Annotated in this window: 18 protein-coding genes and 3 pseudogenes; 9 read left to right on the forward strand and 12 right to left on the reverse strand. The window is 60.1% G+C overall.

Features of this window, described 5'->3' with window-relative positions; genetic code table 11:
- The first annotated feature begins 6 nt into the window (after positions 1 to 6).
- Genes ACRARG_RS20965 through ACRARG_RS20975 form a run of 3 tightly spaced genes read left to right on the forward strand, consistent with a single transcriptional unit; the run spans position 7 to position 1,226 of the window.
- On the forward strand, positions 7 to 372 hold the full coding sequence (locus ACRARG_RS20965) for a transporter substrate-binding domain-containing protein (RefSeq protein ID WP_432691975.1): 366 nt from the start codon (positions 7 to 9) through the stop codon (positions 370 to 372).
- Between the two features lie 6 nt (positions 373 to 378).
- On the forward strand, positions 379 to 933 hold the full coding sequence (locus tag ACRARG_RS20970; protein ID WP_432691976.1) for a type 2 periplasmic-binding domain-containing protein: 555 nt from the start codon (positions 379 to 381) through the stop codon (positions 931 to 933).
- A complete protein-coding gene (locus ACRARG_RS20975; protein WP_432691977.1) occupies positions 930 to 1,226 on the forward strand; it encodes a nucleotidyl transferase AbiEii/AbiGii toxin family protein in 297 nt (98 codons plus the stop codon). The genes ACRARG_RS20970 and ACRARG_RS20975 overlap by 4 nt, the downstream gene beginning before the upstream one ends.
- Positions 1,227 to 1,230: 4 nt before the next feature.
- Here ACRARG_RS20975 and ACRARG_RS20980 read toward each other — a convergent pair.
- From ACRARG_RS20980 to ACRARG_RS21000, 5 genes and pseudogenes are all read right to left on the reverse strand, one after another.
- Positions 1,231 to 1,530: pseudogene (locus ACRARG_RS20980) on the reverse strand (IS3 family transposase); the annotation flags it as partial.
- Positions 1,531 to 1,546: 16 nt separating this feature from the next.
- On the reverse strand, positions 1,547 to 2,623 hold the full coding sequence (locus tag ACRARG_RS20985) for an IS110 family RNA-guided transposase (RefSeq protein ID WP_432691978.1): 1,077 nt from the start codon (positions 2,621 to 2,623) through the stop codon (positions 1,547 to 1,549).
- A 286-nt stretch (positions 2,624 to 2,909) separates the two neighbouring features.
- Positions 2,910 to 3,498, reverse strand: a pseudogene (locus ACRARG_RS20990) (IS3 family transposase); the annotation flags it as partial.
- A gap of 12 nt (positions 3,499 to 3,510) precedes the next feature.
- A complete protein-coding gene (locus tag ACRARG_RS20995) occupies positions 3,511 to 4,872 on the reverse strand; it encodes an IS110 family RNA-guided transposase (RefSeq protein WP_432691979.1) in 1,362 nt (453 codons plus the stop codon).
- A 202-nt stretch (positions 4,873 to 5,074) separates the two neighbouring features.
- Positions 5,075 to 5,341, reverse strand: a pseudogene (locus ACRARG_RS21000) (transposase); the annotation flags it as partial.
- A gap of 65 nt (positions 5,342 to 5,406) precedes the next feature.
- Here ACRARG_RS21000 and ACRARG_RS21005 point away from each other — a divergent pair.
- Positions 5,407 to 5,667, forward strand: coding sequence for a hypothetical protein (locus ACRARG_RS21005; RefSeq protein WP_432691980.1), 261 nt, complete (start codon positions 5,407 to 5,409; stop codon positions 5,665 to 5,667).
- A gap of 417 nt (positions 5,668 to 6,084) precedes the next feature.
- Here ACRARG_RS21005 and ACRARG_RS21010 read toward each other — a convergent pair whose 3' ends face one another.
- Positions 6,085 to 7,275, reverse strand: a complete 1,191-nt coding sequence (locus ACRARG_RS21010; RefSeq protein ID WP_432691981.1) for an MFS transporter — start codon at positions 7,273 to 7,275, stop codon at positions 6,085 to 6,087.
- 138 nt (positions 7,276 to 7,413) lie between these two features.
- On the opposite strand from ACRARG_RS21010, the gene ACRARG_RS21015 reads away from it, so the two are divergent.
- A complete protein-coding gene (locus ACRARG_RS21015) occupies positions 7,414 to 7,857 on the forward strand; it encodes a MarR family winged helix-turn-helix transcriptional regulator (RefSeq protein ID WP_432691982.1) in 444 nt (147 codons plus the stop codon).
- Positions 7,858 to 8,022: 165 nt separating this feature from the next.
- On the opposite strand, the gene ACRARG_RS21020 is transcribed toward ACRARG_RS21015, so the two are convergent.
- Genes ACRARG_RS21020 through ACRARG_RS21030 form a run of 3 tightly spaced genes read right to left on the reverse strand, consistent with a single transcriptional unit; the run spans position 8,023 to position 9,591 of the window.
- On the reverse strand, positions 8,023 to 8,679 hold the full coding sequence (locus ACRARG_RS21020; protein ID WP_432691983.1) for an NAD(P)-dependent oxidoreductase: 657 nt from the start codon (positions 8,677 to 8,679) through the stop codon (positions 8,023 to 8,025).
- 17 nt (positions 8,680 to 8,696) lie between these two features.
- Complete coding sequence (locus ACRARG_RS21025; protein WP_293612720.1) at positions 8,697 to 8,996, reverse strand: hypothetical protein; 300 nt, start codon at positions 8,994 to 8,996, stop codon at positions 8,697 to 8,699.
- Positions 8,997 to 9,006: 10 nt separating this feature from the next.
- A complete protein-coding gene (locus ACRARG_RS21030; protein WP_432691984.1) occupies positions 9,007 to 9,591 on the reverse strand; it encodes an NADPH-dependent FMN reductase in 585 nt (194 codons plus the stop codon).
- 103 nt (positions 9,592 to 9,694) lie between these two features.
- Here ACRARG_RS21030 and ACRARG_RS21035 point away from each other — a divergent pair, with 103 nt between their 5' ends.
- The gene (locus ACRARG_RS21035) at positions 9,695 to 10,573 is read left to right on the forward strand and encodes a LysR family transcriptional regulator (protein WP_432691985.1); all 879 of its coding nucleotides are present in this window, start codon (positions 9,695 to 9,697) and stop codon (positions 10,571 to 10,573) included.
- A gap of 380 nt (positions 10,574 to 10,953) precedes the next feature.
- Here the strand turns inward: ACRARG_RS21035 and ACRARG_RS21040 are convergent, their stop codons facing one another.
- Positions 10,954 to 11,103, reverse strand: coding sequence for a hypothetical protein (locus ACRARG_RS21040; RefSeq protein WP_432691986.1), 150 nt, complete (start codon positions 11,101 to 11,103; stop codon positions 10,954 to 10,956).
- Positions 11,104 to 11,364: 261 nt separating this feature from the next.
- Between ACRARG_RS21040 and ACRARG_RS21045 the strand changes: the two genes are divergently transcribed.
- Both ACRARG_RS21045 and ACRARG_RS21050 read left to right on the forward strand, forming a co-directional pair.
- On the forward strand, positions 11,365 to 11,652 hold the full coding sequence (locus ACRARG_RS21045) for a transposase (RefSeq protein WP_432691991.1): 288 nt from the start codon (positions 11,365 to 11,367) through the stop codon (positions 11,650 to 11,652).
- 74 nt (positions 11,653 to 11,726) lie between these two features.
- Positions 11,727 to 12,233 carry an IS3 family transposase gene (locus ACRARG_RS21050; RefSeq protein WP_432691987.1) on the forward strand — a complete coding sequence of 169 codons (507 nt, stop codon included), beginning with the start codon at positions 11,727 to 11,729 and terminating at the stop codon, positions 12,231 to 12,233.
- Between the two features lie 356 nt (positions 12,234 to 12,589).
- Here the strand turns inward: ACRARG_RS21050 and istB are convergent, their stop codons facing one another.
- Positions 12,590 to 13,432 (reverse strand): IS21-like element helper ATPase IstB, encoded by an 843-nt coding sequence (istB, locus tag ACRARG_RS21055; protein ID WP_165198557.1) that lies wholly within the window; start codon positions 13,430 to 13,432, stop codon positions 12,590 to 12,592.
- Positions 13,429 to 14,661: an IS21 family transposase gene (gene istA, locus ACRARG_RS21060; RefSeq protein ID WP_432691988.1), complete on the reverse strand. Its 1,233-nt coding sequence runs from the start codon at positions 14,659 to 14,661 to the stop codon at positions 13,429 to 13,431. The genes istB and istA overlap by 4 nt, the downstream gene beginning before the upstream one ends.
- A gap of 289 nt (positions 14,662 to 14,950) precedes the next feature.
- Here istA and ACRARG_RS21065 point away from each other — a divergent pair, with 289 nt between their 5' ends.
- Complete coding sequence (locus tag ACRARG_RS21065) at positions 14,951 to 15,751, forward strand: flavin monoamine oxidase family protein (protein ID WP_343245501.1); 801 nt, start codon at positions 14,951 to 14,953, stop codon at positions 15,749 to 15,751.
- Positions 15,752 to 15,767: the final 16 nt, after the last annotated feature.

Raw genomic sequence — 15,767 nt, forward strand, 5'->3', positions numbered from 1 at the left:
GAAACAATGATGAAGCGAAGAGACTTTCTGACCCGCACCGCGGCAACTATAGTCGGCACCGCCCTGGTTCCCGCCGCCCTCCGCGCGAGCGAAATCGAGGCGATCCGCTCTGCGGGCAAGGTGGTGGCGGCTATCAACACTGCCAGCCCGTCCTGGTCTTTCATCGAAAACGGCGAGCATGTCGGGTTCAACAAGGAAATCCTGATCCGTATTGTCGAGAAGCTGGGCGTCCCGGCCGAAGAGATCGACCTCCCATTTCAAGGCATGCTTGCCGGCCTTCAGGCCGGTCAGTTCGACATGATTGCGGGCGATATCACGATTACCGAGGAGCGCTCAAAACTCTATGCCATCACCCGGCCGATCGCGACCTGACGGCAAGTGGCGATCAAGAAAACCGGAAACGATACGTTGACTGATGTCACACTGCTTTCCGGAAAGGTGCTTGGCGCGCAGCGCGGCGCGGCCGACGCCGAGGCTGCTGTAAGATTCGAGGAGAAGTTGATCGCCGAAGGGCATGGCGGCTACAAGGAGCTGTTCCTCTATGGCGAACCGGCTGAGGGCTACCTAGCGCTGGAGAACGGCACGGTGGATGGCATGATGTCTTCCACCATGTCGGTCGCCAAGCTCAACAAATTTCGCCCTGGCGCATTCGAGCCAATCGGCGTGATGTCGGACTTGATCCGGTACTCTTCTTGGGCGACGCCAGCCGACGGCACGCGGCCAGTGGTGCAACGGCTAGGATACTTGCTGGACTGGCTTGGTCATGGCGCCAAGGCAGAAGCAATGCATCATGTACTGTTGGCTCGCGGCCAAAGCAACTGGACTGAGCTTGATCGTGCAGAACCACGAGATCCAGACTTCGCGTTCGATCTAATCGACCGCAATCCTCGTTGGCGTGTCATCATTCGCCGCAATCCGGAGGTCGATGAATGATCCCGTCGCAGAACATAGTCGCGTGGGGGGCAATTGCACCATGGGCCGAGCAACGTCAGATCGAACAGGATCTGATCATCAGTCGTGCGCTTGTCGACATCTTCTCCGATGAGATGCGTCGAAAGGAGTTGCGCTTTCGCGGAGGAACAGCTCTCAACAAGCTGCACTTCCCGAAGCCGCTTCGCTATTCCGAGGACATCGATCTAGTCCGTACAACCAACGGCTCCATCGGGCCCATCCTCGATCTGCTTCGCGTCGTTCTAGAGCCGTGGCAAGGACTGAGGTGCCCCTAGTTTCCTAGACACCTGCCTGGTTCATTTTCTGCTGCCTTGTTTCGAAGTCAACGGGCGACAGCATTCCGTTGTTCGTGTGCTTTCGCTTCGGGTTGTAGAACAGCTCAATGTATTCGAACACGTCTCGTCGCGCGTCGTCGCGTGTTGGGTATGTGCGACGCCGGATGCGCTCCCGCTTCAGCAGCTGGAAGAAGCTTTCGGCGACCGCGTTGTCGTGACAGTTCCCAAGGCGGCTCATGCTGGGTTCGAGGCCGTGCTCGCGAAGAAACGTCTGCCATTCCCGGCTGGTGAACTGGGAGCCCTGGACGCCCTTCTAAGAGTCAAGCGGCGATCTGGGACTGATTGATCTGCTTCTGGCGCCGCATGATGATGCAGAAGACTTCTCGAGCGATATAGCGCTTGAGGCTGCGAATAGCTTCCAGCTTCGAGTTGCCGGCAGCGATGCGTTTGGCAACGTAGGCTTGGGTGCGCGGGTCCAGTCGTAATCGTCCGATCGCGATAATGTGGATGGCGCTATTCGCCGCGCGATCACCGCCTCGATTCAATCTGTGCCTGACGGTTTTGCCTGATGACGCCGGGACAGGACTGACGCCACACAGTGCCGCAAAGCTGGCCTCCGACCTGAGGCGCTCGGGATTATCGCCAGCCGTCAGCAGCAGCTGCGCCGCGCTGTTCAGGCCGATCGCGGTCTGTTCGAGCAGCTCTGGGGCAAGATCTTTGACGATGGCTTCGATCATGTCGTCCAGGTCGGCGATCTCGTCATGGAGTTCTAGATAGCGCCTCGTCAGCGATTTGAGCGATATGCGATATGCTTCCTCAACCTCCCTATATGCCGTGAGATCAGGCCGCCAAGCTGCCAACGTGCGGATCAACTGCATGCGGGTCATCTGCCGTAACGGGTCTCGCAACTTGTCGGGCGCGCAGACAATCGTCGTCTGGATCATCTGCAAGGCGATGCGGCGCGCCTGGACGGCCGTCTTGCGACAAACCTTTAGAACACGGAGGCTTTCGACCATTCCATCACGGCTCCTCGGTGTCACGGTGTGTCGTTCGGCAAAGGCGGCATGAGCCGCGCTTTCTGCATCGAAGTGGTCGTTCTTTCCGCGGCGGCGCCGGTCATGTTTGTCAGGGGCAGTGACCTCCAGAACCTCGACACCAGCCGCCTGCATGTAACGCAATAATCCTGCGCCATAGCTGCCCGAGCATTCGATGCCCACGCGTTGCAGATCGCCGAAAGCCCGCATCCAGGCGAGCAGCAAGCGATACCCATGTCGTGTCGTGGGAAAGCTCTCGACACCGAGAACGCAGTCCTGGTGATCGACGACCGCAGCCACGTGCAAGTCCTTGTGGGTATCGACGCCCCCGACGACGTGAGATGCTTCTGAGTGTTCGGCCATCCTATGATCCTTTCCTGCGGCACGTGAACGAGCATTGCTCAGAAGAATGCAGGGACAGGACAGTCATGAGACCGGATGGTCAGGCCCTTCTTGGGTCACGGCGCACCTTTGAGACAAGCTCGCCGCAGGGCGTTCCCGGATGATCGACAGGTCCAGGGAAAGACACGTGTCAGGTCGATCGGAGTGAGAGTCAGATCACACCGGAAAGCCATGCGGCACCAACCCAGCGAATGGTCGATCGGTGTTTGAGTCAAACCACCCGAGAACTGGCACCAATCGTATGACTGTCTGAGTGAACCATGACCTTGCCTGCGGGTTTGCGACGCCAGACAGCCATCAGCAAGGCTGGCAGGGCGAGGTCGGTGGTCATGCGCGATTGCGCCGACCAGCCGACCACGCGGCGCGAGAACAGATCGATGACGACGCACAGATATAGCCAGCCTTCATGGGTCTTGATGTAGGTGATGTCGGTGACCCAGACCTGATCGGGGGCAGACGTCTGAAACTGCTGTTCCAGCCTGTTCTCAGCGACGATGGATGGCTTGGCCAGGACGGCGCCTGTAGCCGACCTGCGCGGCGATCCCGGCCAGCGATGCCAGCCGCGCCACTCGGTTCTCGGAAATCCGTTCGCCCTGGTCGCGCAGATCGTCGGTGAGCTTGCGGTAGCCATAGACCTTGCCACTGTCAGCCCAGGCTTGCCGGATCAGTTCGGTCTGGCGCGCATCTTCATGCGCACGATGGCTTAACGGTTCCTTAAGCCATGCGTAGAGGCCGCTGAAATGGACCCGCAGCACCCGGCACATGGCTCGAATGCCGAACTCGCCCTGATGCCCCCGGATAAAGGCGTACTTCATTGGGACTCTCGCGCGAAGTACACCGTTGCCTTCCTAAGAAACAGCCAGTTCATGCGGAACGGGTGCCAAGGCGTAACCCAAGGTCTTGGCGCGCCGCTGTAGGTTGGCGAGAACACGCTGCCGGTGCCTCTCGTCATAGGCTGCTGCCCCCTGATCCTGATAGGCCATTCCGTGCCGGATGGCGTTGTAGAACAGGACTGCGATCTTGCGGGCGGTCGCCGTCACCGCCTTCTGCTTTCCGATCCTCGCCGATAGACGGCGGTAGAAGGCACCCAAGGCCGTGTCGCTACGCCCGATGGTTGTGGCGGCAAGCCTGAGCAGTGCAGCTGCCCGGCTCGAGGATCGCCGCGTCTTCGATGACAGGAGCTTACCGCCGGAGATCTTGTTCCCCGGTGCCAGACACAGCCAGGAGGTGAAGTGCTTCGCCGTCTTCCAGGCGCGCAGATCAGTTCCGCACTCGGCCACCAGCTTCAAAGCCAGCGAAGGGCCAAGGCCATGGATCTGGGTCAGGTCGGTTCGCAACACTCCGTAGAGGGCCGCCCGCACGTCGAAGGCCGGTGCATTGACCTGCCTGCCTCTGATGCGGGCCTTCGGCAGCGGCGGCCGATCGTCCCCTCCCTTGACTGAGAGGGCGGCAACAGCCTCTTCCAGCCTCTGATCGCACTCTTCGATCTTGGCTTTGTAGAAGTCGTAAAGGTCCAGCGACTGCGCCAGAGCGAAGACGTGTTCCGCACGGTCGTTGCCCACAAGTGCTGCCCGGATCGTGTCCGGCGAGGATTTGCACCGCACATCACGGTAGTCGGCCAGCACGTCCGGATTGCGTTCTCCCGCGACGATGGCACGGATGATCTTCATGCCGGTCGCGCCGGTGACATCTGACACCACGTGATGGAGTTGCAGGTTCATCTCCATCAGAGCCTTTTGCATGTGCTGGATGTGAGCGGCAGCATATTCGGTCAGCCGCTCGCGTTGACGCATGTAGGCACGCAGCGTCGCAATCTCCGCTTCGGGGCGGAAGCTGCCTCGCAGCAGGCCATAAGAATGCAGCTGGCGCAGCCACCCGGCATCGCTGACATCGGTTTTGCGACCGGGCACATTCTTGGCATAACGGGCATTCACCAGGATCACCTCGAAGCCTCGGGCCTCAAGGATCTCGAACGCCGGTATCCAGTAGACGCCGGTCGACTCCATCGCCACGCTGGTGACACCGCAGTCCGCGAACCAATCTGCAAGGGCATGCAGGTTTTGAATGAATGTACCGAAGGCGCGTACTGGCATGTCGCAGGTGGATGGGCTGACCGCCGCCATGTGCATCGTCGATCCAATGTCGATCGCCGCTGCTCCGGGGTTGACCATCTTCAGCTCCGGGTGGCCGCTGGTTGTAAGCTTGGGCATGACTTGTCCTCCGTTCAGAACGAAGGGCGTGGGCCGTGCAAGTTCGTCATTTTCCTAGCCGGGATCGCCGCGACTGCGGCGTCACCACTCTCAAGTGCGCATCAGCCCATGTGCCACGTTTTTTTAACGGGGTCCAGCCCACCAATAAGCCATCGGCAACTGCCCTTCGCCCAGAGCCTACCACAGGCTGTTGCTATCGCGCACAGGCGGGCCGCAGCCCGGAACGGTTTTTTAGAATGTCGCGCTCCTCGGTCACCCTGGCCAACTCACGCTTCAACCACTGGTTCTCGGCTTCATGATCCACGGCAGGCTTCTTTGGTGCCGGATCACCGAACAACTTCATCCACTTGTAAAGGGAATGCGTGCTGACGCCCAATCGCCGAGCAACCTCCCGAACCGGATAGCCCCGTACCGTGATCTGATGCACCGCATCGCGCTTGAAATCGTCGCTGTAATTGCTTGTACCCATATCGGCCTCCTTGCCTCAAAGTTAGGGGGCAACGCGTCTACAAATCTAGGGGCACCTCAGTCGAGATGTTTCTGCGCTACCTCGCACTATCGGAGCAGAAGATCTCGCGTGCACAAGCGCAGCAACGCATGTTTGCCAAGATGGCGAACCCTCGGCTTCTGTTAGATATGCGCCCCCTGCTTCCCGCGGCAGAAGCCGAGGGTCTGACAGAGGAAACAACCTTTGGTGCGATCCAACGCATATTCGCCGATTTGGTGGACCAATTGCCAGGTGACCCTTGGGCGCGCACCGAAGAGATGAAAGAGCGGTTTGAGATTGACTGGTAGTTGCGATGGTGGAAACTCACCACAACAAAAGAGAAAAAAGGCAACAATCTGAATTGAGGCGAGTATTTGAACAAAATGAACATCGAGTCACTACGAAAGCGCAAAGCTAGCGGCGAGCTATACACGCGACGCCCCCCGACAATCGACTTCATCGAGGAAAGTCTTCGCTGGCCCTTCGATGACCTGTCGGCGAGGGCTGCCATACGGGATCGAAGGCACGACGATTATGTACCGTCGGAAGTGCTCGTCTATCACCTGCGTCAGACAAAGTCGGACAACACCGATGGTCGATTTGTTGCCATCTACAATGTCCTGCGAGATCGCGTTGAAGCAGCCCGTCCTCGGGCGAACCGTAACGTCGGCGACAAAATCTACGAAGATGCCTGTAATGCTCATGTCCGAGATGGGTCCCTCTTCTCATTTCAAACCCCATTCATTTGCGCGCAGGCGCTTCTTTGATCGGAAAGACAACGCTGCGAACAAACCCGCCTGCGCGGTGAGAAGAATGACAGACCCCAGAAACAAGGATCGGAAATCCCACTGATCAATGATCCTTTGGCTAAACAGCGGCGAAACAAACTGGCCGAGAAAAATAGCAGTCGTCGCACAGCCCGACGCTAGGCCCCGCCGCCTCATCGGGGCGATATCGAGCGTCCAGGCCACAACCGCCGGGATGATGAAAGCAAAACCGCTGCCGATCAGTGCCGCCCCTACCGCGAAACCAAACCTGCCGGTCGCACCCCACAAAACGAAAAACCCAGCTGCCATAAGGACTGAACCAAGCGCAGGGGTCGCGGCTTGACCGAGCGAAGCTCTCACCCGCCCAAAGGCCAGCGCGGCGAAGCCGCCTGCCAAAGTTAATAGTCCGAGCAGAAATCCGGCAGTCGCGGGCGAGGCCTGGTCGGTCTGGCGCAGATAGAACGGAAACTGCGTCGGCATGACATAGAAGGTCACCATGGTCATGAATGCGAGACCGCACAGGACCGCGAGTTGATAGATCCAAGAACTTGCCCCTTCAACGCCGTGGTCCTCCGGTGCTGAAGCGGCAGTTGGCTCGCTCACTGCGCGCACGATAAATGGCAGATAGAGCAGCGCTATGCCATATATCGCGAAGGGATAGCGCGCCGACGCGCTGGCTACGATGCCGGCAATGGCGAGGAATGCGAAGCCGCTAAAGTTCGTGGCCGCCGCCTGGTAACCCATGAAACGCCCGCGCGCCTCGCCGGTGAAATAGTCGCCGATCAGCGCCGATTGCGCCGTCATAACCAGAGCGACGCCGACGCCAAGCGCCAGTCGACTGATGAGCAACCATTCCAATGTGGGAAGGTAAAGCCCCGCTGTCCCAGCGAGACTGTAGAGCACGACGCCCGCCAACAGGGTGCGGCGGCGTCCCATGCGATCCACACCCAAGCCCGCGAAAGGCGCAGCGAGCGCGACCATCAGGGATGGTGCGGTGACGAGCAACCGCGTCAAGTCATCGCTGTGAGGGTTATCGGCGAATTGATCGGCAAGCATCGGCAAGGCCGGACTGATCGTGGCGTTGGCCATCACCGTCAATGTGGCCGCCAGCAGAAGTGCAAGAGAGCGAGGATCGTTCATACGGGTCATGGCGCTCTCCGGCCGGACGGGTCACATGTGCCGCTGACGGGAACGCTGTCGAGCTTGAAGTCGGCTTGGCACTTGGCTATATGTTGGTTTCACCAACGAATAATGTTGGTTAGACCAACATAAGTCAAGGGTCGTCTGATGCCGGAACTGGAACTTTCGTCATCCTATCTGTGGGAGCTTCCGACAAGGCTTCTTGCAATAGCGGGTGTTCAGGCGAACGCCGCAAGCCGCGCGGCTTTGGCTGCGCATGACGCTACGCATTTCGACTTCGCGATTCTCGTCACGCTGGAGACATGGGATGATCTCAGCCAGGCTGAACTCGGCCGCCGGACAGGGATCAATCGCAAGGACGTCGCAGAAACGGTGGCAGGTCTGGAGCGCCGGGGAACGGTGACCCGCAGAGCTGATCCTGACAACGCGAGGCGAAAACTCGTATCGCTATCGGCTAAGGGACGCATCTGGATTGAACGCCTCAAAGTCAGTGTTGACCAAGCCCAGGCCGTATTCACAGAAAATCTCTCGCATGACGATGTGAAAGCCCTCGTGTCACTCTTACAACGTCTACTCGCCACCCCGGAATGAAGCCCAGTCATCAGCCATATGGTCGCCAGCTAGCTATTTTACGCTTGAGCGCCTCCATCTGCCCTGGACCACGCCTGCGTGAATAGAGCCGCCACAGCGGACGTCAGGCGAATGATTTCGAGCGGTTTGAGGACGAACTGAAGGCGCTGCGACAGGCTGAGGGGGTTATCGCGTCGTCGGGGAAACCCTTTGATGGATGTGTCCATCCGGACCGAGTTCGGCGCACATTGCGGCAGCCAGGGCGGAGCGCGCCGTGAAGTTGCGCAGCGGAAAGTCCCCGTCATTGGTGTAATCGGTAACACCCTCGCGGTCTTCCAGTCGCGCCGGGCGCATGATCGTCCAGTCGATGTCGTCACAGGTTTCTAGAAGAGACTCCATCCGGCGCATGTCTTCATAGAGTGTCTTGCCGAACCTGCCGCGCAACAGCGGGATGACGATCCAGTCCATCACAGGCCCATACACCTTTGGCGGCCTGAAGGTCAGCCCGGCGCTAACCACCACGAGCCGCCGCACTCCGGTCTCGCGCATCGCCGCCACGATGTGGAGGGCACCTTGGGAATAGACCGTGATTTCTTTGCGCGAATAGGGAGCGCCGAGGGTGGAGCAGACGGCGTTGGTTCCAGCGATCAGATCGGCCAGACCGGCGCTATCCGACACGTCCGCCTTCCGCGCGGTCAGCCGTTCGTGACGGATCGGAAAGTCCTGGGGCCGCCGGACCGCGGCGATGACGCAATGCCCCGCCGCCAGCGCCTGTTCGCACAGGGCCAAGCCGGTGGCGCCGCTGGCCCCGAAAACGGCTATGGTCGTGGGTGAAATAGTCATCGGTCCACCCCTTTCGACTATTCGCTGCGATAGGGGGCGCCCAAATCGGTGAACTCGGTCATGATCGGACCACCGATCATCTTCTCGGCTGCCAGTTCGGCCCGGAAGCGATAGCTGGGCAGATGGGAAAAGGACGCCGGGCCGTGCGCCGTCTCCACAAGGTGAAAGAAATCAGCGCCACCGTTCAGCCGCCCCGCGCGATACGCCAGTTCCGGCGGGCGTACTGAGTTGAGTTCGCCGAGAAACCTGCCAATCAGACGCTCATTTTCGTTCGCCCAGTCAGGCTGTACCGAATAGGTTATCAGATATTTCTTCATCGTTCCGTCCTCATGCCGCCCGCAGCGGTTGCAGGGCCCCGGCCCAGCCGACGAGTTGATCGAGCATCAGCGTGGCGACCGGTTCGTGAACGGGCGCGGGCCTGAACGTCTTGAAGTTCTCGAAATCGCTGTAGAGCATCAGGTTGACCTCGGTCGCAACCGTGGCGACGTGCAGCTCTCCCAAAGACTGGCGCAGTTGGGCCGAAGCGCGCGCGCCGCCCTGCGCGCCATAGGCCACGATCGCGGCGGCCTTGTTGCCCCATTCGGCAAAGAGATAGTCGAGCGCATTCTTGAGCACCGCCGGGATCGCTCGGTTATATTCCGGCGTCACGAAGACGAAGCCGTCATAGCCGGCGATCACCCCGGCCCAGGCGGCGGTGTGGGCCCCGTCATATTCCAGGCCCATCAGCGCCGAGGCCTTGGCGGACATCGCCTCGTCTAGAATGGGCAGCGGGTGGTCCTGCAGGTCAAGGCGTTCGAAGACGACATCGTCGCGCGCCGAGGCGATATTCAATATCCACTCGGCGACGGCGGCGGCGTTCCGGCCGGGACGCGTGCTCCCGACGATTACGGCGATTCTCAGTCTATTGGTCATTGGGAGCCTCCTGGTCCGATCTTGAAACGGAGATATAGGCGTAGACGGAAATATGGACTAGATTGGTCATTTCGGATAGATTATCCAAAAAACTGGACAATTGATGGACCTATCCGAGTTAAGAAGCTTCCTCTCCGTGGCGCGGGCAGGCTCTTTCGCGGCTGCGGCCGAACAAACCGGCGTCGCGAAGTCGACGCTGTCGAGCCGCATTCAGGCACTCGAAGCCTCACTGAACATGCGGCTGCTCGAACGCACCACCCGGCGCCTGCGGCTAACGCCGGAGGGGGAGCTGCTATTGAAGCGGGCGGCGCTGCTGATCACCGAAGCGGACGATCTGGAACGGACCATGCGCGATCGAAACGCCGAGCCTGTCGGCCGGCTTCGTGTCTCGGCGCCCGTCATGTTCGGGCAGGCGCGGATGGGGCGGATCGCGGCGACCTATGTGCGGCGCTGGCCGGAAACCACGATCGAGGTCGACCATTCGGATCGCTTCGTCGATCTTCTGGAAGAGGATTTCGACTGTGCGATCCGGATCGGCCCGCTACCGGATTCGGAACTCATCGCTCGACGGTTCGCTTGGTCCCGAACCGTGCTCATCGCCAGCCGTGATGTCGCTGCCAGCCTGGAGGACACTACGTCCCCCAAAGCGCTCGCCCATACGGCGACGATCTCCTTCGCGCCGCGTGGCGCACCCCTCGATTGGATTCTGGAGAACGGGGACGACCACGTGCGTTTCAAGCCGAAGAGCGCGATCACGCTGGGAAGTTTGCACGCCGCCTGTGCCGCCGCCATCGCCGGGGGAGGCGTGGCGCTCGTGCCGGAAATGGTTGCTGCGGAAGCGCTGGAGAATGGCCTGCTGACGCGTCTGATGCCGCAATGGCAGGGGCCGGCTTCCGCGCTCAACCTTGTCTACCCAGCGCATCGTCACACATCCCCGCGCCTGGGGGCCTTCTTCGATGTGTTGCTGGAATGCGCTTTCTGAAGGAAAGGCTCGGCATCGCTTCCGATCAGGATGGCGCGGCGCCCCCTGGATGATCCGCCCCCAAGTGTCGGTCGAATTTGAGTGTTAGTTCGGCGCATCGATTTTGGTCAGCTTCTTGTAGCGCGGCGGGACGCCGACGATCCACGGCGCGATGCCTTGAGGAGCGTCTAAGATGATGCTTTCGGGCACCAGGCGGCCGGCCACACAGGGAAGAAAATGCGGCGAGGTTTTATGAGTGCGTTTGGTGTGACGCCAAATGAATATCGCGCCGTAAATATCGAGCGGTCAGATTTATCATTTCTATTGAATTTTGAAAGTGATTATTTGGTCCTCTCAAAATGGTGCCCACATCGAGCTCGATACCTCAAAGCGGCGGTCTTTCAATTGATCCCGTCGCATGCTGCGCTGAAATAACTGGAGCATTCTTGCCGTGAGAAGAGGTCGACGATTTCGGCGACAGCGTTGTGCAGAGCCGCATTCGTGCGGGCGTCGATCCGTATGAAATAGGCTTTGAGCTTCACGAAGGTCATTTCGATAGGGGGCTGTAGGCGGGGAGGAAGAGCAGCCGGCCCCCGACAGCTTTCAGGCTTGCTGTGACCTCAAAGTTTCGCCCCGCGGCAACGACCCACCTGCTTACGTGAGTTTCCCACGTAAGCACCTGAACCGAGAAATTACGTCGCATTAAAGAATTGTTTTATATAGAAAAATGTCGCACCCGACAGGATTCGAACCTGTGTGTCTTAGCCCCCTAAAACTGTGCCAGTATTTGAGTGTCACAGGAGGGATGATTGATGGCTCGGAAGCGGTATTCGGATGAGGACGCGCTGAAGATATTACGCGAGATCGACGTGCATTTGCATGATGGTTTGGACGTTGTGAGCGCGTGCCGCAAGGCGGGGATTTCGGATAAAACGTATTACTATTGGCGCAAGAAGTTTGGCGGCATGGGGCGCCCTCAACTTGTGGAGATGAGAGCGCTGCAAAAGGAGAATGATCGGCTGAAGAAGATTGTCGCTGACTTGCAGCTCGACAAGGTGATCCTGAAGGAGAGCCTGGATCATTTAAAGCCGAAGGCCTGACGCGGGACCAACTTCGTCAGGCGGTTATTCACACCCGCCAAAAGCTGGATATTTCCGAGCGCCGGACCTGCGCGGTGCTTGGCGTGGCGCGGTCCAGCCTTCGTTATCAACCTAAACCCATCAATGACGATGCGCTGCGCCTGGCGATGATCCGGCTGGCCAAACAATATGGCTGGTATGGTTACAGGAAGGTCACGGTCCTTTTGCGGATGGAAGGTTGGCGGGTCAATCACAAGAAGGTCGAACGTTTGTGGGGCGAAGAAGGCCTGCAGCTCCCCCATCGGCATAAGAAGCGACGGCGCCTCTATCACAAGGACAGCTCTGTCATCAGGCTGCGGCCCACGCATCCAAACCACATCTGGGCCATCGACTTCGTTCACGACAAGCTCAGCAATGGGCGCAGCTACAAGATGCTGACGGTGCTGGACGAATACTCCCGCGAGGCGCTGTGTGTGGCAGTCCGGCCCAAGATGAATGCAAACGATGTTCTGGACGCGCTGTATCCGTTGCTGATGAAGCACGGCAAGCCTGAGTTCATCAGGTCCGACAACGTCCTATATCGGGAAGATTTTTCTGCTTAGGTCAGCAGGTCATGGGCCATCCGGTGTCCCGGATGCCCTGTTATGGTTGCCCAAGCGGTCTCCGCCGTCAAGAAGCGGTCTCTCCCATAGCAAACACAGGGTACGCGCGTTGGCGGCCCTCACCGTCCTTAAGACGAGATCCAATATCCCAAGCGGAAGACCTGAACATTATCTACGAGGTCAGCGAACTGCCTCCACGGCTCGTCAGAGAGAGGTCCTTCCGCCTGGGCTCACCCCTTCGAAGAAGGGGCGATAGGGTTCGCCGTGTTTGACCACGGTGTCAACGCCGACTTAAAAATCCCCAAAAGTGCCGAAGTAAAATTCCCCACTTGCACGGGTCCGGTGATCAGCCGGTTTCAGTGATCTGAGGCTCCGTTGTTGGTTTTTGGCGGCCGCCCGCGCCGCTTTGGCGGCGGAGGTGGCATGATGGGTGCGTTGGCGCGGACATGCTCGGGGATGAGGTCGGCATGGCTGCGGAGCCGGTAGCTGGCGCCTTCGATCTGGATGACCACGGCGTGATGCAGCAGCCGGTCGAGTAGCGCGGTCGCGACCACCGGGTCACCGAAGACCTCGCCCCACTCCGCGAAGCCACGGTTCGAGGTGAGGATCATGGCGCCCTTTTCGTAACGGGCGTTGACGAGCTGGAAGAACAGGTTGGCGCCGCCGGTGGTGATTGGCAGGTAACCGATCTCGTCAACGATCAGCAATGAGGCCCGGGTATAGAAGCGGATCTTCTCGGCCAGCCGGCCCTCTCGTTCGGCCTGGCTCAGCGCGTCGATCAGATCGGCCAGTGTTGCGCGGTAAACGCTTTTGCCGGCCTTCACGGCGGCGACGCCGAGGGCCGTGGCCAGGTGCGACTTGCCGGTGCCCGGCGGTCCGAGGAAGTGGACAACCTCGGCTCGGCGGATGAAGTCCAGCTGGGCCAGGGCCGCGATGCGCTCCCGGTCGAGCGACGGCTGGAAGCTGAAGTCGAAGCTTTCGAGCGTCTTGGCGGGCAGGAGCTTGGCGGTGCGCAGGGCCACCTCGATACGGCGCGTCTCCCGTGTCGCGTATTCCTCACTCAGGAGCGTGTCGATGGCCTCGATCGCGGTGATCTCGCCTTTCTCCAGTTGCTGCAGCGTGTGATCGAGGGCTTCGAGCGCGCGCGGCATCTTCAGCCCGACGAGGGCGCCGCGGATCCGGTCCAGAAGATCGCTCATGACCGTGCCCCCTTGGCCGCCAGGCGCTGGCCAACGGCTCCGTAGAACTCAAGCGGTCGCCTCAGCCCTTGCGAGGGTCGCGACAGGGATGGTCTGGGTGGCGGTGCCTTGCGATGCGCCGGATCAACGCGGCGGCGGGCCTTGCCCTCCAGTACCGGATGGCAGGCGATCAGTTGGCCGTCCTCGTAAATCCGCAACTCGGTGGCGTGATGCTGGACCTCGAGCGTCCGGCGCCGGGTGGTGTCCGGGACGGAGTAGAAGTTGCCCCCCACCGCTATCATCCCGTCCTTGCTGACCCGGCGCTCTACCGACAGCACCGCGCTGTAGGGGATTGCCGGAAGCTGTTTCAGATGGGGAACTTCCGCGGCGAAGGCCTCGTCTACCACGCGCCGCGTGGTGGCGTGAACACGCGGATTAGCCACTTCGGTTCGCCAGGCGTCGAACTGGACATTGAGATCGTCCATGTTCCGGAAGGTGCGCGCCAGGAAGAAGTCCTGCCGGATATATCGGAACGGTCGCTCGACCTTGCCCTTGGTCTTGGCCCGATACGGCTGGCAGGCGCGCGGCACCGCGCCATAATGGTTCAGCAGCGCCACCAGAGAAGCGTTGTAGGTCACCACCCCGGCCTCGTCCTCGCCGATCACCGCAGTCTTCATCCGGTCATACAGGATTTCCTCGGGCACACCGCCCATGTCCGAGAAGGCTGCGATATGGCAGCGAAGGACCGATTGCAGGTTCTGGCTGGCAACGAACCGGCCCCAGAGCCAACGGCTGTGCCCGAGTACCATCGAGAACAGCCAAACCTTGCGCACGACGCCGGGTTCGTCGGTGAACTCAACCGTGAACTCGGCAAAATCGACCTGGGCCTGCTGGCCCGGCGGGGTTTCGAACCGGCGCTCGAACTGTGCCTGTTTGGGCGGGCGCGCCAAGCGCAGAAAGTCCGTCACCGCAGTATAGCCGCCGTCATAGCCCAACTCCCGGATCTCGCGCAGAAGGCGCGCCCCGCTCAGGTCGGGAAAAGCCAGAATGCGGTCCTGCAGATAGCGCTCATAGGGCGCGATCACGCGCGCCCGCGGCCGGCGCGGCCCATAGACCGGCGCCTCCAGCCCACGGTCGAGATACTTCCGCACCGTCTTCCGGTCCGAGCCAACTTTCCGCGCAATCGCGGATATGCTCAGACCCTGCTTCTTCAAATCTTGGATCAAAACGATCTCCCTCAGTCCTTTCACCTGGCCGCCCCTGTCAGTTCCTCGTTCAGGGCATCAGGCTTGCATCCCGCGCCAGCGACAATTCCGAATAAATGAAGTTCGGAATTGCCCCTGACGCTCACCACTGGGGAAAATTCAAACGGCGGTTTTGGGGAGATTACATCCGGCGGTTACAATCCTGAGCGAGCAGTGCAATGCGGGCGCCTTTGATCTTGGCCCCTCGTGGTTCTGGCCCGGCCAACCCCGTATCGCGGCGCTGATCGATCGTCTTGGGCTCACACGGTTTGAGCAGTTTTATCAAGGCGAACTTTTGTACGAAGACGAACGTGGCCATGTCCAGCGCGGGCGCGGCTTTGCGTCGATGCAAGGCTCATGGCGGTTGCAAGGCGGTCTCGCAGCCTTCATCGACAAGCTGTTGCTTGAAATTCCGTCAGACAAACGCATCTGCGCCACGCCAATCAACGCGCTGCGAAAAAAGAGCGATGGCGTCGCCGCCCAAACGGTCGCGGGTGCGCAGATCATGGCAAAAAAGGTCGTTCTGGCCTTGCCACCGCGCATTGCAGCGCAGTTTTCCTATAAGCCTGTGCTGCCCACAGACGCCCTGACTGCGATGGAGGGTATTGCGACCTGGATGGCAGGACAGGCCAAAGTCGTTACTGTGTTTGACCGCCCTTTCTGGCGTGATAATGGCCTGTCGGGCGATGCGATGAGCAGGGTTGGCCCGATGGTTGAATGTCACGATGCCAGCCCGTCTGAGGGTGGTCCCTATGCCATCTTCGGCTTCATCGGGATCCCGCCAGATTTGAGGCGCGACACCGCGGCCCTGCGCGAGCAGGTGCGCATGCAATTGGTGCGGCTCTTTGGCCCCGAAGCACAAAATCAAAAGCGTCTATACATCAAGGACTGGGCTGTAGACCCATTCACAGCGACTTATCTTGACCAGCGGACCGTTTATGCCCACCCCGATTATGGTTTGCCGCGCGCTTTGTCCGGTCTTTGGGACAATGCGCTCATCTTTGCCGGCACCGAAGTGGCCCCCACGTTTGGCGGCTTTCTTGAAGGCGCGCTTGAGGCGGCGGATCAAGCCTACACTGCTCTCACGACAGGCTAACTGCGGTAGGCGCGCC

Source organism: Pseudooceanicola profundi (genome assembly GCF_050897955.1).
GTDB lineage: Bacteria > Pseudomonadota > Alphaproteobacteria > Rhodobacterales > Rhodobacteraceae > Pseudooceanicola.

Excerpts from the sequence above, each read along its gene's own strand:
- ACRARG_RS20965 (WP_432691975.1), top strand. The coding sequence starts at position 7 with ATGATGAAGCGAAGAGACTTTCTGACCCGCACCGCGGCAACTATAGTC.
- ACRARG_RS21035 (WP_432691985.1), top strand. The coding sequence starts at position 9,695 with ATGGACCTATCCGAGTTAAGAAGCTTCCTCTCCGTGGCGCGGGCAGGC.
- ACRARG_RS21015 (WP_432691982.1), top strand. The coding sequence starts at position 7,414 with ATGCCGGAACTGGAACTTTCGTCATCCTATCTGTGGGAGCTTCCGACA.
- ACRARG_RS21005 (WP_432691980.1), top strand. The coding sequence starts at position 5,407 with ATGTTTCTGCGCTACCTCGCACTATCGGAGCAGAAGATCTCGCGTGCA.
- ACRARG_RS20975 (WP_432691977.1), top strand. The coding sequence starts at position 930 with ATGATCCCGTCGCAGAACATAGTCGCGTGGGGGGCAATTGCACCATGG.
- ACRARG_RS21010 (WP_432691981.1), bottom strand. The coding sequence starts at position 7,275 with ATGACCCGTATGAACGATCCTCGCTCTCTTGCACTTCTGCTGGCGGCC.
- ACRARG_RS21020 (WP_432691983.1), bottom strand. The coding sequence starts at position 8,679 with ATGACTATTTCACCCACGACCATAGCCGTTTTCGGGGCCAGCGGCGCC.
- ACRARG_RS21030 (WP_432691984.1), bottom strand. The coding sequence starts at position 9,591 with ATGACCAATAGACTGAGAATCGCCGTAATCGTCGGGAGCACGCGTCCC.
- ACRARG_RS20985 (WP_432691978.1), bottom strand. The coding sequence starts at position 2,623 with ATGGCCGAACACTCAGAAGCATCTCACGTCGTCGGGGGCGTCGATACC.
- ACRARG_RS21045 (WP_432691991.1), top strand. The coding sequence starts at position 11,365 with ATGGCTCGGAAGCGGTATTCGGATGAGGACGCGCTGAAGATATTACGC.
- ACRARG_RS21040 (WP_432691986.1), bottom strand. The coding sequence starts at position 11,103 with ATGACCTTCGTGAAGCTCAAAGCCTATTTCATACGGATCGACGCCCGC.
- istB (WP_165198557.1), bottom strand. The coding sequence starts at position 13,432 with ATGAGCGATCTTCTGGACCGGATCCGCGGCGCCCTCGTCGGGCTGAAG.
- ACRARG_RS20995 (WP_432691979.1), bottom strand. The coding sequence starts at position 4,872 with ATGCCCAAGCTTACAACCAGCGGCCACCCGGAGCTGAAGATGGTCAAC.
- ACRARG_RS21025 (WP_293612720.1), bottom strand. The coding sequence starts at position 8,996 with ATGAAGAAATATCTGATAACCTATTCGGTACAGCCTGACTGGGCGAAC.